Source organism: Microbispora sp. H11081 (genome assembly GCF_012999535.1).
GTDB lineage: Bacteria > Actinomycetota > Actinomycetes > Streptosporangiales > Streptosporangiaceae > Microbispora.
The window spans coordinates 14,792-38,768 of record NZ_JABBWV010000009.1; the positions used below are offsets into that span (position 1 = coordinate 14,792).

The 23,977-nt window shown below is 72.5% G+C and carries 23 protein-coding genes and 1 riboswitch; of the genes, 15 read left to right on the forward strand and 8 right to left on the reverse strand.

Annotated features, from left to right (window positions below):
* Positions 1 to 103: 103 nt before the first annotated feature.
* From hutI to HHX31_RS21975, 3 genes are all read right to left on the reverse strand, one after another.
* Positions 104 to 1,252 carry an imidazolonepropionase gene (gene hutI, locus HHX31_RS21965; protein WP_169950218.1) on the reverse strand — a complete coding sequence of 383 codons (1,149 nt, stop codon included), beginning with the start codon at positions 1,250 to 1,252 and terminating at the stop codon, positions 104 to 106.
* 53 nt (positions 1,253 to 1,305) lie between these two features.
* On the reverse strand, positions 1,306 to 2,649 hold the full coding sequence (locus tag HHX31_RS21970; protein WP_169950219.1) for a formimidoylglutamate deiminase: 1,344 nt from the start codon (positions 2,647 to 2,649) through the stop codon (positions 1,306 to 1,308).
* 73 nt (positions 2,650 to 2,722) lie between these two features.
* Positions 2,723 to 3,409: an SDR family oxidoreductase gene (locus HHX31_RS21975; RefSeq protein ID WP_169950220.1), complete on the reverse strand. Its 687-nt coding sequence runs from the start codon at positions 3,407 to 3,409 to the stop codon at positions 2,723 to 2,725.
* A gap of 139 nt (positions 3,410 to 3,548) precedes the next feature.
* On the opposite strand from HHX31_RS21975, the gene HHX31_RS21980 reads away from it, so the two are divergent.
* Entirely contained in the window at positions 3,549 to 3,707 is a 159-nt protein-coding gene (locus tag HHX31_RS21980; RefSeq protein ID WP_169950221.1) for a hypothetical protein, read from the forward strand.
* A 244-nt stretch (positions 3,708 to 3,951) separates the two neighbouring features.
* On the opposite strand, the gene HHX31_RS21985 is transcribed toward HHX31_RS21980, so the two are convergent.
* The 4 genes from HHX31_RS21985 to HHX31_RS22000 form a co-directional block, all read right to left on the reverse strand.
* The gene (locus HHX31_RS21985) at positions 3,952 to 5,739 is read right to left on the reverse strand and encodes an ABC transporter ATP-binding protein (protein ID WP_169950222.1); all 1,788 of its coding nucleotides are present in this window, start codon (positions 5,737 to 5,739) and stop codon (positions 3,952 to 3,954) included.
* Positions 5,740 to 5,927: 188 nt separating this feature from the next.
* A complete protein-coding gene (locus HHX31_RS21990; RefSeq protein ID WP_169950223.1) occupies positions 5,928 to 6,122 on the reverse strand; it encodes a hypothetical protein in 195 nt (64 codons plus the stop codon).
* An 81-nt stretch (positions 6,123 to 6,203) separates the two neighbouring features.
* The gene (locus HHX31_RS21995; RefSeq protein ID WP_249346289.1) at positions 6,204 to 7,073 is read right to left on the reverse strand and encodes a hypothetical protein; all 870 of its coding nucleotides are present in this window, start codon (positions 7,071 to 7,073) and stop codon (positions 6,204 to 6,206) included.
* Positions 7,074 to 7,198: 125 nt separating this feature from the next.
* Positions 7,199 to 7,996: a FadR/GntR family transcriptional regulator gene (locus HHX31_RS22000; protein ID WP_169950224.1), complete on the reverse strand. Its 798-nt coding sequence runs from the start codon at positions 7,994 to 7,996 to the stop codon at positions 7,199 to 7,201.
* Between the two features lie 148 nt (positions 7,997 to 8,144).
* Between HHX31_RS22000 and HHX31_RS22005 the strand changes: the two genes are divergently transcribed.
* The 14 genes from HHX31_RS22005 to HHX31_RS22070 all read left to right on the forward strand — a co-directional run bounded on the left by HHX31_RS22005 (position 8,145) and on the right by HHX31_RS22070 (position 23,574).
* A complete protein-coding gene (locus HHX31_RS22005; RefSeq protein WP_311932155.1) occupies positions 8,145 to 9,482 on the forward strand; it encodes a glutamine synthetase family protein in 1,338 nt (445 codons plus the stop codon).
* A 44-nt stretch (positions 9,483 to 9,526) separates the two neighbouring features.
* The gene (locus HHX31_RS22010; RefSeq protein WP_249346311.1) at positions 9,527 to 10,834 is read left to right on the forward strand and encodes an aldehyde dehydrogenase; all 1,308 of its coding nucleotides are present in this window, start codon (positions 9,527 to 9,529) and stop codon (positions 10,832 to 10,834) included.
* Positions 10,835 to 10,838: 4 nt separating this feature from the next.
* Complete coding sequence (locus HHX31_RS22015) at positions 10,839 to 11,603, forward strand: 3-oxoacyl-ACP reductase (protein ID WP_169950227.1); 765 nt, start codon at positions 10,839 to 10,841, stop codon at positions 11,601 to 11,603.
* Between the two features lie 10 nt (positions 11,604 to 11,613).
* Positions 11,614 to 12,303, forward strand: coding sequence for a gamma-glutamyl-gamma-aminobutyrate hydrolase family protein (locus tag HHX31_RS22020; RefSeq protein ID WP_169950228.1), 690 nt, complete (start codon positions 11,614 to 11,616; stop codon positions 12,301 to 12,303).
* 66 nt (positions 12,304 to 12,369) lie between these two features.
* On the forward strand, positions 12,370 to 14,532 hold the full coding sequence (locus tag HHX31_RS22025; protein WP_169950229.1) for a peptidase domain-containing ABC transporter: 2,163 nt from the start codon (positions 12,370 to 12,372) through the stop codon (positions 14,530 to 14,532).
* A 135-nt stretch (positions 14,533 to 14,667) separates the two neighbouring features.
* On the forward strand, positions 14,668 to 14,820 hold the full coding sequence (locus tag HHX31_RS22030) for a hypothetical protein (protein WP_169950230.1): 153 nt from the start codon (positions 14,668 to 14,670) through the stop codon (positions 14,818 to 14,820).
* Between the two features lie 10 nt (positions 14,821 to 14,830).
* A complete protein-coding gene (locus tag HHX31_RS22035; protein WP_169950231.1) occupies positions 14,831 to 14,986 on the forward strand; it encodes a hypothetical protein in 156 nt (51 codons plus the stop codon).
* A gap of 331 nt (positions 14,987 to 15,317) precedes the next feature.
* Positions 15,318 to 16,304, forward strand: a complete 987-nt coding sequence (locus HHX31_RS22040) for an MvdC/MvdD family ATP grasp protein (protein WP_169950232.1) — start codon at positions 15,318 to 15,320, stop codon at positions 16,302 to 16,304.
* Positions 16,305 to 16,354: 50 nt separating this feature from the next.
* Positions 16,355 to 17,452, forward strand: a complete 1,098-nt coding sequence (locus HHX31_RS22045) for a TIGR04500 family putative peptide maturation system protein (RefSeq protein WP_169950233.1) — start codon at positions 16,355 to 16,357, stop codon at positions 17,450 to 17,452.
* Between the two features lie 480 nt (positions 17,453 to 17,932).
* Positions 17,933 to 18,703, forward strand: a complete 771-nt coding sequence (locus HHX31_RS22050; RefSeq protein WP_249346312.1) for an AfsR/SARP family transcriptional regulator — start codon at positions 17,933 to 17,935, stop codon at positions 18,701 to 18,703.
* Between the two features lie 89 nt (positions 18,704 to 18,792).
* A riboswitch (glycine riboswitch) is annotated at positions 18,793 to 18,890 on the forward strand.
* A gap of 139 nt (positions 18,891 to 19,029) precedes the next feature.
* Positions 19,030 to 20,121 (forward strand): glycine cleavage system aminomethyltransferase GcvT, encoded by a 1,092-nt coding sequence (gene gcvT / locus HHX31_RS22055; RefSeq protein WP_169950235.1) that lies wholly within the window; start codon positions 19,030 to 19,032, stop codon positions 20,119 to 20,121.
* Positions 20,118 to 20,510, forward strand: a complete 393-nt coding sequence (gene gcvH / locus HHX31_RS22060) for a glycine cleavage system protein GcvH (protein WP_169950236.1) — start codon at positions 20,118 to 20,120, stop codon at positions 20,508 to 20,510. The genes gcvT and gcvH overlap by 4 nt, the downstream gene beginning before the upstream one ends.
* A 24-nt stretch (positions 20,511 to 20,534) precedes the next feature.
* Positions 20,535 to 21,908: an L-serine ammonia-lyase gene (locus HHX31_RS22065; protein WP_169950237.1), complete on the forward strand. Its 1,374-nt coding sequence runs from the start codon at positions 20,535 to 20,537 to the stop codon at positions 21,906 to 21,908.
* A gap of 214 nt (positions 21,909 to 22,122) precedes the next feature.
* Positions 22,123 to 23,574, forward strand: coding sequence for a hypothetical protein (locus HHX31_RS22070; RefSeq protein ID WP_169950238.1), 1,452 nt, complete (start codon positions 22,123 to 22,125; stop codon positions 23,572 to 23,574).
* On the opposite strand, the gene HHX31_RS22075 is transcribed toward HHX31_RS22070, so the two are convergent.
* On the reverse strand, positions 23,503 to 23,976 hold the full coding sequence (locus HHX31_RS22075) for a hypothetical protein (RefSeq protein ID WP_169950239.1): 474 nt from the start codon (positions 23,974 to 23,976) through the stop codon (positions 23,503 to 23,505). The two genes, HHX31_RS22070 and HHX31_RS22075, sit on opposite strands and share 72 nt — an antisense overlap.
* Position 23,977: the final 1 nt, after the last annotated feature.

Sequence of the window (23,977 nt, forward strand, 5' to 3'; positions counted from 1 at the left end):
GGCAAAGATTCCCCAAACGAATACGACCCGGGAACGGTTTCCTTTTCCTCCTGAAGGAGGATGCGATACCGGGAGAAAGGGCGTTTACCCTGCTCCGGCGGCCTCAAACGAGACGGCGTCCCATCCGCCACACCTGCGCCGCCAGCGGCACTCCCGGCCGGTAGGCCAGGTGGATGTACGACGGCGCCTCCAGGATGACGAGGTCCGCGCGGGACCCGACGCACAGCATGCCGACGTCGGTGCGCCGCAGCGCCCGCGCGCCACCGAGGGTGGCCGCCCGTACGGCCTCGAGCGGCGTCATGCCCATCTCGCGCACGGCCAGGGCGACGCAGAACGCCATCGAGGTGGTGAAGGAGGAGCCCGGATTGCAGTCGGTCGCCAGCGCCACGGTGACGCCCGCGTCGAGCAGCCGCCGCGCGTCCGGATAGGGCGACCTGGTGGAGAACTCCGCGCCTGGCAGCAGGGTGGCGACCACCCCGCTGGAGGCGAGCGCGTCCACGTCGGCCGCGGTGAGGTGGGTGCAGTGGTCGGCGGATGCGGCCCCCATCTCGCAGGCCAGCCGCACCCCCGGCCCCTCGCCCAGCTGGTTGGCGTGGACCCGGATCAGCAGCCCGGCCTTGCGCCCGGCCATGAGCACCTCTCTGCTGTGCTCCTCGCCGAACGCGCCGCGCTCGCAGAACACGTCCACCCACTTGGCGTACGGCGCGCACGCCTCGAGCATCGGACCGGTCACGAGCCTGACGTAGTCGTCGGCCGTCGTCCCCGGCGGGACGACGTGCGCGCCGAGGAACGTCGTCTCCTCGGTGAACTGGCGGGCGATCTCCAGGCTGCGGCGCTCGTCCTCGACCGTGAGGCCGTACCCGCTCTTGATCTCGAACGTCGTGGTGCCCTGCATGGCCATCTCCGCCACCAGCAACGCCGTCGTCGACACCAGCTCGGGGATGGTGGCCCGCCGGGTCGCCTCGACGGTCGAGCGGATGCCGCCCGCCGTGTAGGGCAGGCCTGCCATCCGCGCGGCGAACTCCCCGGCGCGGTCGCCCGCGAAGACCAGGTGCGCGTGGCTGTCCACGAAACCCGGGATGACGGCGCGGCCCTCCACGTCGACGCGCTCGTCGGCGGCCGGGGCGTCGGCGGATCGCCCGATCCACCGGACCAGGCCGTCCTCCGCGACCAGCGCCGCGTCCTCGATCTCCTCCTGCTCGGGGTCCGCCGTGTAGAGCTGACCGATCCCCGTGAAAACGACTGATGTCATGCCGATGGGCCCCACGTCTCCTGATCTTCGCCACGCCGTGAGCGGCGCAAACCTCACCGGTGCAGCGGAGCGATCGCGTCCCCCAGCAGCGCGCCGACGTCGCCGAGGACGTGCCGCCCGTCCTCCACGATCCGCCGCCCGCCCGCGACCACCGAGTGCACGTCGGCGGCGGTGGCGGCGAACACCGCCAGCTCGACCGCCGAGGTCTTCGTCGCGCCTGCCGTACGGACCGAGTCGAGCCGGACGGATACGAGGTCGGCCCAGGCTCCGGGCACCAGGCACCCGGCGTCGGGGAAGCCGAGCGACGCCTGCCCGGCGGCGGTCGCGGCGTGCAGGAGCTGCTCGGCGGGCCAGTGCCCGCGCTCGCCCGTGACGAGCCGCTCGTCGAGCTCCACCGCCCGCGCCTCCTCGAACAGGTCGATGACCGCCTGGCTGTCGGTGCCGAGCGTGATCGGCGACCCCGCCTCCAGCAGCCTGCGGGCGGGGCCGACGCCGTCGGCGAGGTCGCGTTCCGTGGTGGGGCACATGCACACCTGGGTGGTGGAGCCGCCGAGCAGCGCCACGTCCACGTCGGACAGATGGGTGGCGTGCACCGCCGTCGAGCGCGGGCCGAGCACGCCGTGGTCGTGCAGCACCTGGACGGGCGTGGCCGAGTAGGCCTCGACGCACGCCTCGTTCTCGGCCGGCTGCTCGGAGACGTGCGCGTGCAGCGGCCCGGTGTGCCGGTGGGCGAAGTCGGCGACGACGTGCATCTGCTCGGGCGGCACCGCGCGCACGGAGTGGACGGCCGCGCCGATCTCGACGTCCTCCTCGCCCTCGTAGACGCGGGCGAGGTCGTCCGCCCTGGCCGCCCAGCGATCCGCGTCCCCGTCGCCGAAGCGCGCCTGGGTGCCGGCGAGGGCCTCGCCGATGTTCCCGGTCAGATAACAGGTGTCGAGCAGGGTGATGCGCAGCCCGGCGCGCCTGGCCGCCTCGACCAGGGCGTGGCCCATCGCGTTCGGGTCCGCGTACGGCCTGCCGCCCGGGCCGTGGTGCAGGTAGTGGAACTCGGCCACGGTGGTGATCCCGGCGAGCGCCATCTCGGCGTACGTCGCGGTGGCCAGGGCGAGGTAGCGGTCGGGGTCGAGCGCCTCGGCGGTCGCGTACATCCGTTCACGCCAGGTCCAGAAGCTGCCGCGACCGGTCTGGGTGTGGCCGCGCAGCGCGCGGTGGAAGGCGTGCGAATGGCAGTTGGCCAGGCCGGGCAGGGTCAGCCCGGCCAGCCGTACGGCCCCTGGGGGAGCCGGCGACTCCGGCCTGATCTCCGTGATGCGGCGGCCCTCGACGCCGACGACGACGCTCTCGACGACCTCTCCGGGCGACAGCCACGCCATCTCGCACCAGTAAGTCTCGTGCACCGGTCCTCCAGATGGGCGGCGTGGCGGTGTCGCCACTGCTGTGGAACGTGCGTCCCCGTGTCTCGTGCGGCCGTCAGCGGGTCGGTCCCGCCGCGGGCCGTACGGTGATCTCGGTGACGTGGGCGTCGGGTGTGGCCGTCACGGCGGCCAGCACGGCGCGAGCCACCGATTCGGCCTCCAGATACTTTCCCGGCTCGTACGGCCCTTCCTCCTGGGCGCGGACGTCCCTTTGCATGTCGGTGTCCACCCGCCCGGGGAAGATCGAGGTGACGCGCACGCCGTGGGCGTTCTCCTCCTCGCGCAGCACGTCCGCGTACGCGCGGAGGGCGAACTTGCTGGCGGCGTAGGGACCCCAGTTGGGGTTGGCCCGCTGCCCGGCGCCGGAGTTGATGAGCACGACGTGCCCCATGGCCGCGCGCAGCGCGGGCAGCAGCAGCCGGGTCAGCTCGGCGACCGCGACGACGTTGACCTCCATCGTCCGCCGCCAGACCTCGGCGGGGACGTCCGCGAGGTGGCCGAGCCTGGCGATGCCCGCGCTGTGGACCAGCAGGTCGAGCCGGTCGATCCCCTCGACGTCGGCGGGGGTGAGCTCGGTGAGCTCCACCGCCCACGGGCGCGCCGCGGGCAGTTCCTCGCACATCGCGTCGAGCGCGGTGCCGTCCCGCCCGCCCAGGAGAAGGTCGTGCGTCGGGGCGAGGGCACGGGCGATCGCCGCCCCCACGCCCCGGGAGGCGCCGGTGATCAAAGCCGTGGGTCGCATGGACCTCACCTTAGAGCGCCGCCCGGATCTTGCCGCACACGGCGTGCCGGGTTTCCGGGTGACCGGGCGGCGGTGGGCATGTCACCGCTGCGGGCGCAGGGTCTCGGGCGTGGGGCGCTCCAGGGTCAGGGCATAGCACGTGGCGCTCGACCGGGCCACGCTCGACGACGTCTTCCTGCACAAGACGGGCCGCTCGCTCCGCGGCCTGTTCGCCTCCGGCCTGTCGTACGGCCTGGCCCTGGCCGTGCGGGACGAGAACGGAATGTCTTGGAGTAAGCGGCGGGGCGTCCCGCCCTGAACAGCCGGGACGCCCCGCCTCCGACCCGTGTCACCGGACGCGCCCGCACGCGCGTTGGCTCCGGGAACCGGGCGGTGGTGAAGGAGAGGTTACGCATCACCGATCTCCCCTGTCTCCGGTCGAAACAAGCTGTGGCGCGGTGTAAGGGCTGCTCACGGCTTCGCCATCGGCTGTCCGCGTAGGGCCCGGCCGCCGTCTCCGCTTGGCCCTCCGGCGCCGTGTCCGCGGGGGCCTCGGCCGCCGGTCAGGACGAGACGAGGAACTGCGTCGCGGCCAGTTCGCGATATAGCTCGTCGGCCGCGACCAGTTCGTCGTGGGTGCCCCAGGCCCGTACGCGACCGGCCTCCATCACCACGATCCGGTCGGCGCCCGTCACAGTGGACAGGCGGTGGGCGATCACCAGGACGGTCGTCTCGCGCGCCACCTCGGCCACGACCTCCCGCAGCCGCATCTCGTTGACCGCGTCGAGCTGTGAGGTCGCCTCGTCGAGCAGCAGCAGCCCCGGCCTGCGCAGCAGCGCCCTGGCGATGGCGACCCGCTGCCGCTCGCCGCCCGACAGCAGGACGCCGCGATGGCCGACCTGCGTCTCCAGTCCCTCGGGCAGCCGCTCGACCAGGTCGTCCAGGCGCGTACGGGCGAGGGCGCGGGCGACCTCCTCGTCGGTCGCTCCGGACGCGCCGAAGACGAGATTCTCCCGGAGCGTGCCCGCCAGCACCGGGGCGTCCTGCTCGACGTACCCGAGCATCGCCCGCAGTTCGCCGAGCGGCCAGCCGCGGATGTCCCGCCCGCCGACGGTGATCGATCCCTCCTGCGGCTCGTAGAACCGCTCGATGAGGCCGAACACCGTCGACTTGCCCGCGCCCGAGGGGCCGACCAGCGCGGTCATGCCGCCGGCGGGCGCCTCGAACGTCACGCCGTGGTGGACCACCGGCCGGTCCTCGCCGTAGCGGAAGACGACCCCGGAGAAGGTCACCCCGAGGGGCTCGCCTTCCGTCCGGGTCACGGGGGCGGCGGCGGGCTCGGCAGGCAGCGCGGCGATCTCCTGGATGCGGGTCACCGCCGCCAGGCCGTTCTGGATCTGCGTGAGGCTCTGGACGATCTGGCCGATCGGGGAGACCAGATAGAAGAGGTACATGAGGAACGCGATCAGGGCGGAGATCTCCATCTCCCCCGCCGCCACCCGCGCGCCACCGATCCCCAGCACCGCGAGGAACGCGAGCTGGATCGACATCCACGCGCCGATCCCGGCCAGCGAGGTCCACGCGGCGGCGGCCACGCCCCGGTCGCGCGCCGCCACGGCCGCCGCGCTCACCGCCGCGGTCTCCCGCGCCTCCGCGCCCGCCGCCTTCACCGTACGGAACGCCTGGAGGGCGCGGTCGAGCACCGAGCCCATCTCGCCGAGCGCCACCTGCGCCTGGAGGGAGGCGCGGCGGATGCGCGGGGCGATGACCACGCCGAGGAGCCCGACCAGCGCGACGACGGCGAGCGTGACGACCAGCAGCAGGCCGTCCATGATCGCCATCATCACGGCGGCGCCCAGGAACGTGAAGACGGAGCCGACCAGCGAGGCCAGCGCGTCCGTGCAGACGGCACGCAGCAGCGTGGTGTCGGAGCCGACCCGCGACAGCAGGTCGCCGGGCTTGAGCCGGTCCACGTCGGAGACCCTGAGCCGCAGGATGCGGTCCACCAGGCCGCGGCGCGAGTCGAGCACGATCGTCTCGCCCATCCGCTCCAGCAGGAACCGCCCGGCCGCCGAGACCAGCGCGCCCGCCAGGACCGCGACCGACAGCCCGAGCACCGGGCCGGTCAGCGCGCCGCCCTCGCCGAACGTGTCGATCACCCACTTGGCCATGACCGGCATGGCGAGCCCGCTGAGACTGCCGACGAGGCTCAGCAGGCCGCCCAGCAGGAGCACCCGCCGGTGCGGGCGCACCTGGTCGAACAGCAGCCGCCAGGAGGCGCGCTCCCCCAGGGACGCCTTCGTCCTCGGCCCTGGTTCGCCACCGCCTGGGCCGTCGCCGTCCATCCCCATGGAGCCCCCTCCGCACGAACCCGGCGTGCGATCTCCCGGAGACACTAATTCACCGGAACGCCGGTGCGCGTGGGGATGTCGGCGTCCCAGGTCAGCGCCCGCAGGGCCACGCCGACGGGAGCGGCCTCGTCACCGCCGGCGAAGGTGACCTGCCGCCGGGACGTACGCGCGCGTCGAGGGACGATCCGTCAGCCGGGCACCCCGTAGAGCAGGCGGATCTCGCGGATGGTGTCCATGATCTCGTACCACGTGAGGCACAGGTCGGCCTCGGCCTCCTCGCCGCGCGCCTCCGCGGCCAGCAGCCGGTCCCCTGTGAGCAGCGCCGCCTCCCGTTTGACCTGGGCCGCCATCCGCTGGAACACGAACCGCTCGCGAGACTCCATTGCCGCCCCTCCCCGCCCCCCAACCGTTCTTACTCAGGGTGAAATACCCACAGAACCACCCGAAATGCTCATGGCGACGGCTCAGCGGGCCCTGGGGCGGCCCGACCGCCAGTGCCGCCCGGTGTGGTCGGCCCCCAGGCGAGGACGCGAGGACACGACCCGCCGCCGGTGGCGCCGCGGTGGCAGCGCCGGCGCGGGCAGGTCGTGCCGTCCTGAGACGAACTCCTGCACCGCGATCTTCGCCCTGATGACCGGGCGGCGCCAGCGCTCCTCCCGGTGGATCGCCTTCGCCATCAGGCGCGGCCTTGGCCGCCTCGCCCGCTCGGAGTAGCGCCAGCGGGCCCACGGCGAGCCGGGACGCGCCACCCGCACCGCGCCCACGTAAAGCAGGGGCGGCACGAACAACCCCAGCAGGCCGCTCCAGATCTTCCCCTTGAGCAGGGTGATCACGGCGAAGACGAGGTTGCCGACGAGGAACAGGAGGGCCGTCCTGCTCCCTCCCCCCGCCGCGCCGTTCGCGCCGCTCCAGGTGAGCGGCCGCAGTCCGAGCAGCAGCAGACCGGTGGCCGCGATCGCCACGAAGACAGCGTCCACGGACGTGCGGCCCTCCTTCTGCCAGTAGACGTCGCGCAGGTGCAGGATCAGCGCGAACTCGTCGAGCACGAGGGCGGCCCCCACGCCGAACACGGCCGAGGAGAAGGAGTACCACCCCGTGGACACGCCCGACAGGACCAGCCCGGCGACCCCGCCGAGCAGCGTGAGCACCACGCCGAACACCACGTGGTGGATGTGCATCTCGCCGACGCTGACGTTGCCCAGCCAGCGCACCCGCGCCCTGATCAGCCGTACGTTCACCCGGGTGAAGACGAACGCCGTGATCAGCGCGACGAAGAAGCAGAACAGCGGCAGACGGTGCGCCTCGACGATGCGTTCGTGAAACCAGTCGGCCATCAAGCGATCCCCCGGCCTTCGATGCTAGTGCCGCGACCGACGGGATTCGCCCGTCTCGAGCGGGTCCGCGCCGGTGCGTCGCGGCGGGGACCGGTGGGCGGGCGCATAGAGGAGGGCGGGAGCGGTCAGGCGAGGAAGCCGCGCAGCAGGGCCGCCGTGCCCTCCAGGTGCTCGGCCACCGCCCGCTCGGCCGCCTCGGGATCGCCGTCCAGGATCGCGGCGGCGATGGCGGCGTGCTGGGCCGCCGCGTGCTCGATGTTGGGCCGCAGCACCGGGATCGCGTCGAGCAGGTCGGTCACCCGGAGCCGGGCGTCCGCGCAGGCGGCGGCCAGCAGCGGCGAGCCGGTCAGCTCCGCGATCGCCAGGTGGAACGTGATGTCCATCCGCCGGTAGTCGGCCGGGGCGGCGTCGTTCACCGCGGCCAGCCTGGCGGTCAGCGTCTCCCGCTGCCGGGGGGTCAGGTCGGTGGTCGCGAGGACGCGGGCCGCCCCGCACTCGACGGCCATCCGGAACGTCAGCGCGTCCTCCAGGTCGTCCTCCCCCATGCGGGTGACCGCCCTGCGCAGGTCGCCCTTGCGCGGGCTCTGCGGCCGGTAGACGACGAAGGCGCCGCCGTACCGGCCGCGCCGCACGTCGAGGTAGCCGGCCTCCTGCAGGGAGCGAATCGCCTCGCGCAGCGTGACCCTGCTGATGCCGAGCCGGGTGGCGAGCTCACGCTCCGGCGGCAGCTTCCCGCCGTACGGGACGACGCCGAGCCTGATGGCCTGGAGGAGGCGTTCCACGGTCTCCTCGAACGCGTTGCCCGCCCGCACCGGGCGCAGCAGCGACGCCACGCCGGTGACGGCCCCGGCCGCGGGCCGCGAGGCGGGCGCGGCGGCGGCCGGAGGCCGGGAGCCGGCCTTCTCCGCCGGGGTGCTCTCCATGCGCGCCGCCCCTCCCCATGTCGCCGCGGGCCGTTACTCCGATCGAGGTTAGACCCCGGGGACATTGTTGACGACGAGGGGAACATGGTGCTTGCATGCCCTCAATGGTCTGGTTCCAGACTTTTGGACGGGAGGCACCGTGCTCAGCGTGGAGCGACTCCGCGACGACGTCGAAGCGGGCCGCGTGGACACGGTCCTGCTCGCGGTCACCGACATGCAGGGGCGGCTGCAGGGCAAGAGGCTGTCGGCGCGGTACTTCCTGGAGGAGGTGCTGGACCACGCCGCGGAGGGTTGCAACTACCTGCTCGCGGTGGACGTCGACATGAACACCGTGGACGGCTACGCCATGTCGTCCTGGGAGCGCGGCTACGGCGACTTCGTGATGCGGCCCGACCTGTCGACGCTGCGCCGGGTGCCCTGGCACGAGGGGACCGTGCTGCTCCTGGCCGACCTGGTGTGGGAGGACGGCGCGGACGTCGTGGCCTCCCCCCGGCAGATCCTGCGCCGCCAGCTCGCCCGGCTCGCCGAGCGCGGCTGGACCGCGTACGTCGGCACCGAACTGGAGTTCGTCGTCTACGACGACAGCTACGAGCAGGCCTGGCGGCGGGGCTACCGCGACCTGACCCCGGCCAACCTCTACAACGTCGACTACTCGCTGCTCGGCACCTCCCGCATCGAGCCGCTGCTGCGGAAGATCAGGCTCGGCATGGAGGGCGCCGGGCTGTACGTCGAGTCGGCCAAGGGCGAGTGCAACCTCGGCCAGCACGAGATCGCCTTCCGGTACGCCGACGCGCTGACCACCTGCGACAACCACGTGTTCTACAAGAACGGCGCCAAGGAGATCGCCGCCCAGGAGGGCAGGTCGGTCACCTTCATGGCCAAGCCGAACCAGCGCGAGGGCAACTCCTGCCACATCCACATCTCGCTGCGGGACGCCGACGGCGCACCGGTCATGGCGGGTGGCGAGCCCTACGGGCTGTCGGAGACCGGGCGGCGGTTCGTCGCCGGGCAGCTCGCGGCGATGCGGGAGCTGACCCTGCTCTACGCGCCCAACGTCAACTCCTACAAGCGGTTCGTGCCCGGGAGCTTCGCGCCCACCGCCGTCAAGTGGGGCGTCGACAACCGCACCTGCTCACTGCGGCTGGTCGGCCACGGCCCCTCGCTGCGGATCGAGAACCGGGTGCCGGGCGGCGACGTCAACCCCTATCTGGCGGTCGCCGCCATGGTCGCGGCGGGGCTGCGCGGCATCGACGCCGGGGCCGAGCTGGAGGAGCCGTTCGGCGGGAACGCCTACGAGTCCGGGGCCGAGCGGGTGCCCGCCACGCTCCGCGACGCCCTGGCGCTGTGGGAGGGCTCGCCGATCGCCGAGGAGGCGTTCGGCAAGGACGTGGTCGAGCATTACGCCAACAACGCGAGAGTCGAGCTGGCCGCCTTCGACGCGGCGGTCACCGACTGGGAGCTCTATCGGGGGTTCGAACGGCTGTGAAGATCGTCAATCCGGCGACCGAGGAAGTGATCGCCGAGGTCGAGATGGCGGACGCCGCCGAGGTGGACCGCGTGGTCGAGCGGGCCGCCCGGGCCTTCCCCGCGTGGCGCGCGGTCGCGCCGGGCGAGCGGGCCCGGCTGCTGCGCCGCTTCGCGCAGGTGGTGGAGGACCACGCGGAGGAGCTGGCCCGGCTGGAGATCGTCAATGCCGGCCACACGGTGGGCAACGCCCGCTGGGAGGCGGGCAACGTCCGCGACGTGCTGAACTTCTACGCGGGCGCGCCCGAGCGCGACCACGGCAGGCAGATCCCGGTGCCCGGCGGGGTGGACGTCACCTTCGCCGAGCCGCTGGGCGTGGTCGGGATCATCGTGCCGTGGAACTTCCCGATGGTCATCATGACCTGGGGAGTCGCCCCGGCCCTCGCCGCGGGCAACACGGTGATCGTGAAGCCCGCCGAGTGGACCCCGCTGACCGCGCTGCGGCTGGCCGAGCTCGCCCTTGAGGCCGGGCTGCCCGAGGGCGTGCTGCAGGTCGTGCCCGGCGAGGGCGAGGTCGCCGGCGCCCGGCTCGTCGAGCACCCGGACGTACGGAAGATCGTGTTCACCGGCTCGACCGAGGTCGGGAAACTGATCGGCGCGAAGGCCGCCGAGCAGGTCAAGCGGGTGACGCTGGAGCTGGGCGGCAAGAGCGCCAACATCGTCTTCGCCGACGCCGACCTCTCCCGGGCGGCGGCGTCCGCCCCGATGGCGGTCTTCGACAACTCCGGCCAGGACTGCTGCGCCCGCTCGCGCATCCTGGTGGAGCGCTCCGTCTACGACGACTTCCTCGTGAGCCTGTCGCAGGCCGTGCGGGAGGTGAAGGTCGGCGACCCGAACGACCCGGCGACCCAGATGGGCCCGCTGATCAGCGCCGAGCACCGGGAACGCGTCGCGTCGTTCGTCGACCAGGCCGACGTGCACGCCGCCGGGTCCTGCCCGAGCGGACCCGGCTTCTGGTTCCCGCCCACCCTGCTGGCCGGATCGTCCTCGGAGTCCTTCCGCAGGGCGTTCACCGAGGAGATCTTCGGGCCCGTGGTGTCCGTCGTGCCCTTCGAGGACGAGGCCGACGCCGTACGGATCGCCAACGACACGGCGTACGGCCTGTCGGGGTCGATCTGGACCCGCGACGTGGGCCGGGCGCTGCGCGTGGCGCGGGCCGTCGAGGCGGGCAACCTGTCGGTGAACTCGCACTCCAGCGTCCGCTACTGGACCCCGTTCGGCGGCTTCAAGCAGTCGGGCCTCGGCCGGGAACTCGGCCCGGACGCCCTGTCGGCCTTCACCGAGACCAAGAACGTCTTCATCTCCACGGAGTAGATCAATGCAGCGTTTGCAGGACCGCGTCGCCGTCATCACCGGGGCGGGCAGCGGCATCGGGCTGGCCACGGCCCGCCGGTTCGCCCAGGAGGGCGCCAAGGTCGTGGTGGCCGACCTCGACGAGGAGGCCGGCGCGAAGGCGGCGGGGGAGGTCGGCGGCCTGTTCGTCAAGGTGGACGTGGCGGACGAGGACGACGTGGCCCGGATGTACCGGACCGCGGCCGAGGAGTTCGGCGGCGTCGACATCGCCTTCAACAACGCGGGCATCTCCCCGCCTGACGACGACTCCATCCTGGACACCGGCATCGACGCCTGGCGCCGGGTGCAGGAGGTCAACCTCACCAGCGTCTACCTGTGCTGCAAGCACGTGATCCCGTACATGCGGCGGCGGGGCAAGGGCTCGATCATCAACACCGCGTCGTTCGTCGCGGTCATGGGCTCGGCCACCTCGCAGATCTCCTACACCGCCTCCAAGGGCGGCGTGCTCGCGATGAGCCGCGAACTGGGCGTCCAGTTCGCCCGCGAGGGCATCAGGGTCAACGCGCTGTGCCCCGGGCCCGTGGACACCCCGCTGCTGCGGGAACTGTTCGCCAAGGACCCCGAGCGCGCCCAGCGCCGTCTCGTCCACGTGCCGATCGGCCGGTTCGCGCGGGCCGAGGAGATCGCCGCGGCGGTCGCGTTCCTCGCCTCCGACGACGCGTCGTTCATCACCGCCTCGGAGTTCCTGGTCGACGGCGGCATCTCCGGCGCGTACGTCACTCCGCTGTAAGGGGGATGCCATGGCCCGTCCCGTGATCGGCGTGACGTGCTACGTCGAGCCGGCGAGGTTCACCGTCTGGGACATGCCGGCGGCGCTGCTGCCGTACATGTACGTCGACCACATCGCGCGGGCGGGCGGCCAGCCGGTCATCCTGCCGCCCGCGGGGGAGCCCGCCGAACTGGCCGGGCGGCTGGACGGGCTGATCGTCGCGGGCGGGGGCGACGTCGACCCCGCCCGCTACGGCGCGGCGCCCGCCGAGCAGACCGGATATGTCAGGGAGTTCCGCGACGAGGCGGAGTTCGGGCTGACGGAGGCCGCCCTGCGTGCCGGCCTGCCGTTCCTCGGCATCTGCCGGGGGCTGCAGGTGCTCAACGTGGCGCTGGGCGGCACCCTCCACCAGCACCTGCCCGACGTCGTCGGCCACACCGCCCACTCCCCCGCCCCCGGGACGTTCGGCCGCCTCCCCGTACGGCTCTCGCCGGGCCTCGCCAAGATCTACGACGGCGAGGACCTGACGCCCGCCCACTACCACCACCAGGCGATCGATCGACTGGCGGACGGGTTGGAGGTCACCGCCCGCGCGGACGACGGCACCATCGAGGCCGTCGAGGTCACGGGCGCGGCGTTCGCCCTGGCCGTCCAGTGGCACCCGGAGGCCGACGAGGACGGCCCGCTGTTCGACGCCCTCGTCCGCGCCGCCCGCCGCTGAGCGCCCGGGAGGATTGAAGCCGCTCACAAGCGACGGACAAGCCTCCTGGCCGACACTCCGGGGACTATGAGGCTCAATCGCGGCAGAGGTCCCGCCGTTCCCGTCGTCCACCAGCGCACCCCCACCGAGTGCGGCCCCGCCTGCGTCGCCATGGTCCTCGGCGCGCACGGACACCACGTGGAGATGCGCGAACTCGGCGAGGAGATGGGCGCCGGCCGTGACGGCGCCTCCGCGCTCACCCTGCTCAGGGCGGCCAGGCGGCGCGGGCTGGAGGCGCGGGCCTTCTCCCTGCCTCCCGAGGGCCTGGCGCACGCGCCGCTCCCCTCGATCGCGCACTGGAAGGGCGACCACTACGTCGTCGTCGAGCGTCACGGGCCCCGCGGGGTCACCATCGTCGATCCTGAGACGGGCCGCCGTCGCGTCACCGCGGCGGAACTCGCCCGTGACTACAGCGGCGTGCTGCTCGTCTTCACCCCGGGCCCGGACTTCCGGCGGACCGGACGCCCGCGCCGGGGCCGCTGGTGGCGGTGGCCGGCCGCCGTCGCCTTCGCCGGCCGGCGGCGGCTGCTCGCCCTGCTGGTGGCGCTCAGCCTCGTCATGCAGGCGTTCGGCTTCGCCCTCCCCGCGCTGACCGAACTGGTCGTCGACCGGGTGCTGCCGGCCGGCGACCACGACCTGCTGGCCGCCTCGGGCCTCGGGGTGCTCTGCCTGGTCGCCGCGTACGGCCTGGTCCGGGCCGTACGCGGCTACGCCCTGGTCGCGCTGAGGGTGAGCGCGGACGGCGAACTGGTCCGCGTCACGGGCGAACGGCTCCTCGCGGCGCCCTACCGGTTCTTCGCGCTGCGCGGCTCCGCCGACCTGGTCAACCGGGTGCTGGCGACCTCTCTGATCAGGGAGGTCCTCACCAGCCAGGTGACGCTCGCCTTCCTTGAGGCGCCGCTGGCCCTGGGGTACGTGATCGCGATCAGCGTGCGCAGCCCGCTGGTAGGCGGCTGTCTCGTCGCCTTCGCCCTCGCCCAGGTGGGCCTGCTGCTCCTCACCCGCCGCCGCGTCGGCGACCTGACCCACCGCGAAACGGAGGCACGCAACGACCTGCAGAGCAGGCTGATCGAGGGCGTGCGCGGCATCGAGACGGTCAAGGCCTCCGGCTCCGAGCCGCGGATCGCGGGCAGATGGGCGACGGCGGCGGCGGCCGTCGCCGAGCGGTCGGGGCGGAACGGCCGGGCGCAGGCCCTCCAGGACGCCCTGCTCGGCGCCCTGCAGTTCGCCGCCCCGCTCGCCCTCGTATGGGTGGGCGCCCGCCAGGTGGCCGACGGCACGCTGACCCTCGGCGGGATGCTCGCGATGCAGGCACTGGCCGGCGCCGCGCTGGCGCCGCTCGGCTCACTGGTCGCCGGTCTGCAGGCCGTGCAGTCGGCCCGGCCGCACGTGGAGCGCCTCGCCGACGTCTGGCACGCCGAGCCCGAGCCCGTCCCCGCCGCCCCTGTCACGCGTACGCTCACCGGGCGGATCGAACTGGACGGAGTCGGCTTCCGCTACGGTCCCGACAGCCCGTGGATCCTGCGGGACGTCACCGTCACCATCCGTCCCGGGCAGAAGGTCGCGCTGGTCGGCGCGTCCGGATCGGGCAAGACCACCCTGGCCCGGCTGATCCTGGGGCTGCTGGCGCCGGTCGAGGGCGAGATCCGCTACGACGGCGTGCCCGCCGCCGCCTTCGACCCCGGCGCCCTGCGCCGCCAGTTCGGCGTGGTGCCGCAGGAACCCGTGCTCCTTAACGGCACGATCTTCGACAACATCGCGCTCAACGTCCCCTCCGCCGCCCTGGAGCAGGTGGAGCGGGCGGCCAGGTCGGCCCGCCTCCACGAGGATATCGCGGCCATGCCGATGGGCTACCGCACCCTGCTCACCGACGGCGGCGGGCTGTCGGGCGGGCAGCGCCAGCGGCTCGTGCTCGCCCGCGCCCTGCTGCCTGATCCGAGGGTGCTGCTGCTGGACGAGGCCACGAGCCACCTCGACACCGCCACAGAGGCCGCGATCGAGGAGAACCTGCGCGGCTTCCCCGGCACCCGCGTCGTCATCGCCCACCGGCTGAGCACCGTGCGGGACGCCGACCTCATCCTCGTGCTGGACCAGGGCCGGATCGTGGAGGCGGGCGGCGGGGACGAGCTTCTCGGCAGGGACGGGCACTACGCGCGCCTCGTCGCCGCGCAGGGGCATGGCCGTGTCTGACCCTCGCGAGCTGCGGCTAAAGCAGGCCGCAAGTCGGTTACCTCCGTAGCGCAATCCGGTTCCAAGACGACCAGGACAGGCTCTGGGTCACGGGGGGAGCCACCCGGCTCCCGACTCGAACGGAAGGAGACGACCATGAGCGGACAGCCCAAGACCGAGTTGCGGGACCTTGCCGAGGTGGGCGACGAGCTGGACGAGAGCCGCCTGGAGGGAATCGCCGGCGGGATGCCCGACCCCATGGCCGCCCGGACGAGGTCCGGCGCCGGTTACGACGACTACCTGTGCTGAAGGAGCGATCATGAAGGTTCGTACCGTCATCGCCGCCATCGACGCCGTGGGCGAGGAACTGGACGAGGAACGCCTGCGCGGCGTGACCGGCGGCCAGGCCCCGGAGTTCGACAGGAGCGGCTGCTACGCCGACAACATGTGCAAGTACGACGACATCTCCCTCTGACATCTCCCACCTGACATCTCCCACCTGACACGGACCCACCTGACACGGGCCCGTGACACCCCCCACGGTGACCAGACCGGGTGGATCAGGTCGTGACGCACAGGGTGGGAGCGCCGCTCCCGTGGTGCTCCCGCCCGCGTCCCGCCACCCCTCGGTCCACCGGACCCGTCACCCGCAGGTCCCCCCGGCCCCGTCACCTCTGGGCCCGCCACACCTCGGCACGTCACCCGCCGGTCCGCCACAGCGCCGGACGAGCGCGCCGATCCGGCCTCGCGCGGCGACCCCGCGCGAGGCCGCCCAGGTCTCTCCGGTCACGTCGAAAGGCCCTCCGTTGCGCCCTCCTCACGTTCTCGTCCTGACCAGCGAGGACGACCCGCACGCCGAGCGGGTCGGCGGCCTGCTCGCCCGGCGCGGCGCGCGGGTCAGCGTCTTCGACCCCGGCGACTTTCCCGTCCACGCCAAGGTGGACCTCGGCTACGGGGCAGGCTCCGGCACCCGGCGGATCCTGCGCGAGAAGGAGACGATCGACCTCGACACCGTGTCCGCCGTCTGGTGGCGGCGGCCGTCTCCCCCGCGCCCGCACGCCGAGATCGTCGATCCTGCCGTGGCCGCGCACACCGTGCAGGAGTGCAAGAGCCTGCTCGGCGACCTGTGGGAGCAGTTGCCGTGCCGTCAGGTGCCCGCCCGCGAGTCGGTCTTCCGCAGGTCAGGCCAGAAGGCCTCCCAGCTCGCGCTGGCCGCGGAGCTCGGATTCGCGATCCCTGAGACGCTGATCAGCACGGACGCCGAGTCGTTCCTCGACTTCCACGACCGGCACGACGGCCGCGTCATCACCAAGGCCTTCCACGTCCCGTTCGTCGAAGGCGTCGGAGACGCCGGCCTCACGATGACCCGCCTCACCGAGCCGGTGTCGCCCCGCGACCTCGCGTACGCCGACGGCCTGCGGTTCTGCCCGGTGATCGTGCAGGAGATGGTGCCGAAGCGCGTCGAGTTGCGCGTCACGATCGTCGGGCGGCGCATCTTCGCCGCCGAGATCCACTCGCAGGCCTCCAACCGGTCGAGCCTCGACTGGCGCTACTACGACACCAGGACCACCCCGCACCGGCCCCACCGGCTGCCGGATGAGATCGCCGACCGGTGCCTGGCGCTGATGGACCGCCTCGGCCTGCTGTACGGCGCCGTCGACCTGATCGTCACGCCGGACGACCGCCACGTCTTCCTGGAGGTCAACCCCAACGCGCAGTGGCTGTGGGTCGAGAACATGACCGGCCTGCCGATCAGCGAGGCCCTGTGCGACCTCCTGCTCGAACCGGCCTGACGCCCCGCGTCGCGTACGAGCCTGACCGATCCCTCCCAGAGGAGCCCGACATGCCGTCGCAGAGTGTTGTCCGCACCGGCGTTCTTCCCCCCGCCGGCCTGCTCGCCGATGTCCTCGCGTACCTGCGCAGGATCGGCGACCTGGAACCCGCCGAGGCCAGGCTCCTGCTGGCGGGCCTGCGGTCGGAACACGAGGGCGTGCCGATGCGCCTGGTGTGGCAGCGTGACCACCCCGGCGGCGGCTGCCACTACGACATGCTGATCCCCGTTGGCGACGGCACGGTCTCCGTCGCGTTCGCCCCCGACCGCGCCCTGCCCTGGCCGCTGCGCGGCAGCCGCAACTCCGGCGAGCAGGTCGTCGTCCGGGTCAACGGCATGGAGGTCGCGATGGAGCAGGCCATGGCGGTGCTGGACGAGCTGTGGAGCGACGCCTCGGTGGCGAGCCGGCTGGTCGACGCCGCCCTGGTCGCGCATGAGCTGGCCGACGACCCGGTGGACCTGTCCACCGGCGAGGCGCAGGACGCGCTCGACGCCTTCCGGCGGGCCCGGGGGCTGCTCACCGTCGAGGCCACCCGGGCGTGGATGGCCGAACGCGGCCTCGACCACGCCGGCCTGGAGCACATCGTGGCCCAGGAGGCCGGGATCGCCCGGCTGCGCCGGCGGGTCGCCGGTGACCGCGCCGACGGCCTTTTCGCCGCCGACCCCCACTGTTACGACCGGCTGTGCGTGCTGTCCCTCCGCTATCGCCGGCTGGAGGCCGCCCGGGCCGCCGCCGACCGGCTGCGGGCCGCCGGGGTCGACCCGCTCGCGTCGGCCGCCGCCGAGACGCTCGACCACGGCGCGGACGCCCGCCTGCGCCGCCTGTTCCGCGCCGAGTTCGGCCCGGCGGCGGCGGACGCGGCCCCCGGCGACGTCCTCGGCCCGTACGGATCCGATCCCGTGGTCACCCACGTGGTTGAGGTCAGGCCGGCCGTGCTCGACGACGCCACCAGGCGCGGGATCGAACAGCGGCTTTTCGAGGACTGGCTGGCCGCGCGGCGGCGCGAAGCCCATGTGGAGTGGGTGTGGGGCGACGCCCGGCGCACCGAGGCCGTCAACCAGGCCCTGCGGGCTCCCGCGACCGGAGGCGGTGTCGCGGCGGCCGGGTGAACGTCCCCCCGCGGTCAGGCGGGGACGAGCGCGTGAGAGGTGGAGGCGTCGTCATGTCCGGCGGCCTCCACCTTTTCCATGTCAGGAAGCCTGCGCCACCGCCCCGGCGTCCCGAAATCCCCGTCTGTGATATGCGGCGCCTTCCCTGGCCGGCGGCGCACCCGGTGAACACGGCTTTCGTCTTCGCGCGAGCCGTGACGAGGCGGGCCCACGGAAACCCGGCGGGCCGCTCCGCTGAATGTGAAACCGCTTTCATTTCATGCACGTGCATGTTCGCTCGGCATTCATCGCCACACGGAACGCAATGCCATCGGCGGAACTACGCACTCCCGGCCGGCGCCGAGAAGAAACAATTTTGACGAATGCGGGCGCACGGGGATATCGTCAAATCCCTGTCGCAGCCGCGTCGCCGGCGCGTTCCAGCTGATTTCGCGTGCGAGGGGAACCGTGTTATACGCCGTGCTCGGACCGTTCCTGGCCATGAAACTCTCCGGGGACGTCATCGCCGGGCTCGCCCCGAGACACCGGCAGCTCCTCGCGCTGCTGCTGCTCAATCCGAATATCGCGGTTCACCGGGACCGGCTCATCGGCCTGTTGTGGAATGGCCGTCCCACTAAATCGGCGCCGCGGAACCTCACCACCTACATCGCACAGGTGCGCCAGCGGCTCTCACCGCGCGACCCCGCCCTTTCTCCGCTCCACAGCGTCGACGGCGGGTACCTTCTTTCCGTGCCGCCGCGATCCGTGGATGCTGCAGTATTCAACCATTTCGCGGCGCAGGGCAGAATCGCGCGCGAGAATGGCGATTACCACAATGCGGCGCGGATGTTCGAGAACGCGCTGAGCCTGTGGCGGGGCGACGCCCTGCTCGCCATGCGGCATGTGGACGAACTCGCCGCGTGGGCGGAACGCCTCGACGAGGAGCGGCGCGCGGTGACCGAGGACCTCTTCGACGCACGGCTCGCGCTCGGCGACCACGACGACATCGTCGGCGGCCTGACCCAGTGGGCGAGGTGGCACCCGCTGCGCGAACGGCCGCACAGGCAGCTCATGCTGGCGCTGCACCGGTCGGGCCGCACCTACGACGCCTCGGCGTCCTACCAGCGGCTGCGCCGCACCATGGCCGACCGTCTCGGCACCGAGCCGTCCTCGGACACCCAGGCCCTCCACCAGCGGATCCTCACCGGCGACGACCACTCGTCCGCCCTGTCGCGTCTCCGCGCGGCCGTCCAGCACGCGGAACGCGCCTGACGGACCGCGGACACCGCGAATGCGACAGATCGGACGGGCCCGGCAGGTTACGGGGGCGGCGGTGAACCACTAGGCTGGGCAGCCACCGGTGATCCCGTACGGGAGAGCGTCCTGGCATCCGGTCAGGGCCCCTGAAGGAGCAAGCCCTCCCCGCGAACCTCTCAAGGCAAAGGACCGTATGGGCCAGGTGACCTCTGGAAAGCAGGCCGGAAGGCCTCGCCGAAGGTGAAAGTCCGGTAAAGATCGGGCGAAGCTCTCAGGCGCCGATGACAGAGGGGGAGGATGCCCGATAGTTCAACCCAGCATCCGTCCTTTCCGAGGTGGGCATGTCCCGATCCACCCCGCTCCGCGGGGTTCACGAAAGCCTGGGCGCGACCCTGACCGACTTCGCGGGCTGGCAGATGCCCCTGCGGTACGGCAGCGAGTCGGCCGAGCACAACGCTGTGCGCACGGCCGCCGGGCTCTTCGACCTGTCCCACATGGGCGAGATCTTCGTCGTCGGGGCGCAGGCGGGCGAGGCGCTCGACCACGCCCTCGTGGGGCACCTCAGCGTCCTGGCGCCCGGCCGCGCCCGCTACACCATGATCGTGAACGAGACCGGCGGCATCCTCGACGACCTCATCGTCTACCGCCTCGACGAGGACCAGTACATGGTCGTCGCCAACGCCTCCAACTACGCCCTCGTCGCCCGTGAGATCGCCGACCGGGTCCTGGGATACGACGCGCGGGTGACCGACAGGTCGGACGAGTACGCGCTGGTGGCCGTGCAGGGACCGCGCAGCGCCGAGATCCTGGCCCCGCTGACCGACGTCGCTCTCGACGAGCTCAAGTACTACGCCATCGTCCCCGGCGTCGTCGCGGGGGCGCCCGTCCTGATCGCGCGCACCGGGTACACCGGCGAGGACGGCTTCGAGCTGTTCGTGCTGAACGAGCACGCCGTGCCGCTCTGGAGTGCACTCACCGAGGCGGGCAGGGACGCCGGGCTCGTCCCCGCCGGGCTGTCGGCCCGCGACACGCTGCGCCTGGAGGCGGGCATGCCGCTGTACGGCAACGAGCTGAGCGCGGCGATCACGCCGTTCGACGCGGGCCTCGGCCGGGTCGTCCGCTTCGACAAGCCCGGCGGCTTCGTGGGCAGGGCCGCCCTCGAAAGGGTCGCTGCCAACGAGACCACCCGGCGCCTGGTCGGGCTGGTGGCGCGCGGCCGCCGGGTCCCCCGCCACGGCTACCCCGTCACCCGTGACGGCGCCGTCGTCGGCGAGGTGACCAGCGGCGCCCCCTCGCAGTCCCTCGGCCGCCCGATCGCCATGGCGTACGTCGACGAGGACGCTCTGGACAAAGGCGGCCTTACCGTGGACATCCGGGGCAGCCAAGAACCGGTCGATGTCGTCGAACTGCCTTTCTACAGGAGGAGCAAGTGAGCACCATTCCCGACGACCTGAGCTACACCAAGGAACACGAGTGGGTGGCCGGAGTTGAGGACGGCCTCACCGTGACGGTGGGCATCACGGCGTACGCGGCCGAGCAACTCGGCGACGTGGTCTACGTGGAGGTGCATCCGGAGGTCGGCGCGACGGTCACGGCCGGCGACGCGATCGGCGAGGTGGAGTCCACCAAGTCCGTGAGCGACATCTTCGCTCCGGTCGGCGGCGAGATCGTCGAGATCAACACCGCCGTCGTGGAGACCCCCGCGCTCGTCAACTCCGACCCGTACGGCGACGGCTGGCTGTTCCGCGTGCGCGTGGAGGAGCAGCCGGACGACCTGCTGTCAGCGGCGGAGTACACCGCGCTGACCTCCGGCGAGTCCTGACCTGCGGTTGAGAGACGAGGATCAATGGCGATCAGCGTCTTCGACCTGTTCAAGGTGGGGATCGGGCCGTCCAGCTCGCACACGGGCGGCCCGATGGCCGCGGCGCACAAGTTCGTCCGCGGACTGCACGGGGACGGACTGCTGGAGAAGGTCACCCGGGTCGAGGCCATCCTGTACGGCTCTCTCGGGCTGACGGGCAAGGGCCACGGCAGCGACAAGGCGGTCCTGCTCGGGCTGTCCGGCGACAAGCCGGAACTGGTCGACGTCGACACCGTCGACGAGCGGCTCGCGGCGATGCGGGCGAGCGGCACGGTCAGGTTGTACGGGGCGCGCGAGATCCCCTTCGTGGTCGGCGAGCACCTCGTCTTCGAGCGCAAGCTGTCGCTCCCCCACCATCCGAACGGCATGCGGTTCACGGCGTACGCCGACGACACGACGCTGCGCGAGAAGGTCTACTACTCGGTCGGCGGCGGTTTCGTGGTGGACGAGAACGCCACAGGCGCCGACCGGATCAAGCCCGACGACACGGTGCTGCCGTACGCCTTCACGACCGGGCAGGAACTGCTCGCGCACTGCGCCGAGACCGGCCTGTCGATCTCCGGCCTGATGATGGAGAACGAGAAGGCCTTCGGCCGTACGGAGGAGGAGATCCGGGCCAGCCTGCTGCACCTGTGGGCGGTCATGGCCGAGTGCGTGCGGCGCGGCACCAGCCGCGAGGGCGTCCTGCCGGGCGGGCTCAAGGTGCGCCGCCGCGCCCACCAACTGCACCGGCGGCTGCAGGGCGAGGCCGACGGGACCGACCCGCTGCGGGTGATGGACTGGGTCACGCTGTTCGCGCTGGCCGTCAACGAGGAGAACGCCGCGGGCGGCCGGATCGTCACCGCGCCGACCAACGGCGCCGCCGGCATCATCCCCGCCGTCCTGTCCTACTACATGCGTTTCCTTCCCGGCGCCGACGAGGACGGCGTCGTCCGCTTCCTGCTCACCGCGGGCGCGATCGGCGTGCTGTTCAAGGAGAACGCCTCGATCTCGGGCGCGGAGGTGGGCTGCCAGGGCGAGGTCGGGTCGGCCTGCTCGATGGCCGCCGCGGGCCTCACGGAGGTGCTCGGCGGGACGCCGGAGCAGGTGGAGAACGCCGCCGAGATCGGCATCGAGCACAATCTCGGCCTGACCTGCGACCCGATCGGCGGGCTCGTCCAGATCCCGTGCATCGAGCGGAACGCGGTCGCCTCGATCAAGGCGATCGCCGCGGCCCGCATCGCGCTGCGCGGCGACGGGCGTCACTTCGTGGCGCTGGACAAGGCCATCAAGACGATGCGCGACACCGGCAGGGACATGCTCGACAAGTACAAGGAAACCTCCCGCGGCGGCCTCGCCGTCAACGTCATCGAATGCTGACCCCACCCCCACCCACCCCCCAACCCCCGCCGTGATCTTGTAGTTTGTCGCACGCGATGCCCCTCACCTGCGCCGGAACCCTTCGTGATCATGCAGAAAATCGGCGAACACCCGCCTGACCTGCCGCGGAACCGTTCGTGATCATGCACGCGGGCAGAACGTCGGCCAGGGCCAATAAGGTGGTGACCTCACCGACGAGGAGGAGGTCCGGCACGTGAGGTGGCGCGAGTCGCTGCGCCCGCATCGGGCGTTCCTGGTCGTGCTGGCGGCCGGTGTCGTGCTGCGGGCGCTCGCCGTGCTCGGCTACCGGCCCGCGCTGTGGTTCTGGGCCGACTCCTTCGCCTACCTCAGCTCGGCCCTCGACCTGCGTCCGCTGCCCTCACGGCCGTCCGGCTACTCGCTGTTCCTCGCGGCGCTGAGCCCGCTCGGCAGCATCTCCGCCGTCGTGATCGTCCAGCACCTGCTCGGCCTCGGCATGGCCGTCTGCGAGTACGCGCTGCTGCGCCGCCGCACCCGGCTGCCCGGCTGGGGCGCCGCGCTCGCGGCGGCGCCTGTGCTGCTCGACGTCCACCAGATCCAGCTCGAACACCTCGTCATGGCGGACCTGCTGTTCACCGCGCTGGTCGTCGCCGCCGTGACGATCCTGCTGTGGCGCCCAAGGCCGGGCGCGTGGTCCTTCGTCATCGCGCTGCTGCTGCTCGGGCTCGCGACGATCACCCGCACCCTCGGCCTGCCCCTGATCGCGCTGGCGCTGCTGCCGGCCCTGTTCGCCGGACGCTGGCGGGCCGCGCTCGCCGGGCTCGCCGCCGCGTCGGCCGTCCTCGGCGGGTACGCCGTCTGGTTCCACGACGCCCACGGGTCCTACGGGATGGGCGGCAGCAGCACCTGGCTGTGGTCGCGGACGATGACCTTCGCCGACTGCTCGGTCATGAAGCCGCCGAAGGAACTGGCGGTGCTGTGCCCGTCGGAGCCCCGGCTCGCCGCGCCCGCGTACATCTGGGACGCCGACTCGCCCATCCAGCGGGTGAAGAAGGACAAGGAGCGACTGGCCGGCGAGTTCGCCTCGCTGGCGATCCGCAGCCAGCCCCTCGACTTCCTGACGACCGGTCTGCACGACGCCATGTGGGCGTTCGAGTGGGACCGGAAGGTCTACCCCTCCCCCGGGACGCAGAGCGCGTACGTGTTCCCCGCCTCGGTTAAGCCGTTCACCGACAAGGTGGCCTCCGCGGGCCGTACTGCCACCGAGCTGACCACCGCCTACCAGGGCGGCCCCGGGGACACCGACGTGGTCGAGCCGTTCGCGGGGTGGCTGCGCGCATACCAGGAACAGGGCTTCCTGCGGGGGCCGCTGCTGGCGGCGGTGCTACTGATCGGGCTCGCCGGGCTGGCACTGCGGCGGTGGATCGTGCTGCTGCCCCTGGCCGCGGCGGCGGTCCTGCTCCTGCTGCCGCCGCTGATCGCCGCCTTCGACCACCGCTACGTGGTGCCCGTCGTGCCGCTCGCCTGCCTGGCCGCCGGGCTCGCTCTCGGCACCGGCGCCACCCCCGCGCCGTGGAGGGCGGAGGGGCGTTCGGACAAGCGTGGCGGGAGACGGTCAGCGGCGGCGGACGTGGAGGCGGACGACCGCGGGCGCGTCATCGTGACCGACCGCGCGGCGAACACGTGAGATCGCCGACCCGTCGAGCCGCTCGATCACCTGCCGCAGGTCGGCCGACCGCTGGAGCGTCACCGATACCCGCAGCCTGCCGTCGCGCACGAGCCTGACGGAGATCCGCCCGACCCCGTCGATTCCCTTCAGCGCCACGCCGAGCATGGCGATGCCGGCACCGGTGCGGTCGCCGACCCTGCCCCAGCCGAGCGCCCTGACGAGCCAGCGGGTGGCGACCAGGGCGAGCAGCATGGCGACCCCGGCCAGCAGGGGCAGCGCCCACGGCCGCCCCTCGACCACGCTCGCATGGGCCAGCGCCCCGCCGGGCCTGCGCCTCGCGGCCAGCAGGCCGGCGCCACCCAGGACCAGCGCGAGGCCCACCAGGCACAGCCCGATCCGGTTTCCCAGCCGCGGACGCACC

Excerpts from the sequence above, each read along its gene's own strand:
- HHX31_RS21985 (WP_169950222.1), bottom strand. The coding sequence starts at position 5,739 with ATGGGGATGGACGGCGACGGCCCAGGCGGTGGCGAACCAGGGCCGAGG.
- HHX31_RS22015 (WP_169950227.1), top strand. The coding sequence starts at position 10,839 with ATGCAGCGTTTGCAGGACCGCGTCGCCGTCATCACCGGGGCGGGCAGC.
- HHX31_RS22035 (WP_169950231.1), top strand. The coding sequence starts at position 14,831 with ATGAAGGTTCGTACCGTCATCGCCGCCATCGACGCCGTGGGCGAGGAA.
- HHX31_RS22045 (WP_169950233.1), top strand. The coding sequence starts at position 16,355 with ATGCCGTCGCAGAGTGTTGTCCGCACCGGCGTTCTTCCCCCCGCCGGC.
- HHX31_RS21975 (WP_169950220.1), bottom strand. The coding sequence starts at position 3,409 with ATGCGACCCACGGCTTTGATCACCGGCGCCTCCCGGGGCGTGGGGGCG.
- HHX31_RS22030 (WP_169950230.1), top strand. The coding sequence starts at position 14,668 with ATGAGCGGACAGCCCAAGACCGAGTTGCGGGACCTTGCCGAGGTGGGC.
- HHX31_RS21995 (WP_249346289.1), bottom strand. The coding sequence starts at position 7,073 with ATGGCCGACTGGTTTCACGAACGCATCGTCGAGGCGCACCGTCTGCCG.
- HHX31_RS22020 (WP_169950228.1), top strand. The coding sequence starts at position 11,614 with ATGGCCCGTCCCGTGATCGGCGTGACGTGCTACGTCGAGCCGGCGAGG.
- hutI (WP_169950218.1), bottom strand. The coding sequence starts at position 1,252 with ATGACATCAGTCGTTTTCACGGGGATCGGTCAGCTCTACACGGCGGAC.
- HHX31_RS22000 (WP_169950224.1), bottom strand. The coding sequence starts at position 7,996 with ATGGAGAGCACCCCGGCGGAGAAGGCCGGCTCCCGGCCTCCGGCCGCC.
- HHX31_RS22065 (WP_169950237.1), top strand. The coding sequence starts at position 20,535 with ATGGCGATCAGCGTCTTCGACCTGTTCAAGGTGGGGATCGGGCCGTCC.
- HHX31_RS21990 (WP_169950223.1), bottom strand. The coding sequence starts at position 6,122 with ATGGAGTCTCGCGAGCGGTTCGTGTTCCAGCGGATGGCGGCCCAGGTC.
- gcvT (WP_169950235.1), top strand. The coding sequence starts at position 19,030 with ATGTCCCGATCCACCCCGCTCCGCGGGGTTCACGAAAGCCTGGGCGCG.
- HHX31_RS22010 (WP_249346311.1), top strand. The coding sequence starts at position 9,527 with ATGGCGGACGCCGCCGAGGTGGACCGCGTGGTCGAGCGGGCCGCCCGG.
- HHX31_RS22050 (WP_249346312.1), top strand. The coding sequence starts at position 17,933 with ATGAAACTCTCCGGGGACGTCATCGCCGGGCTCGCCCCGAGACACCGG.
- HHX31_RS22025 (WP_169950229.1), top strand. The coding sequence starts at position 12,370 with ATGAGGCTCAATCGCGGCAGAGGTCCCGCCGTTCCCGTCGTCCACCAG.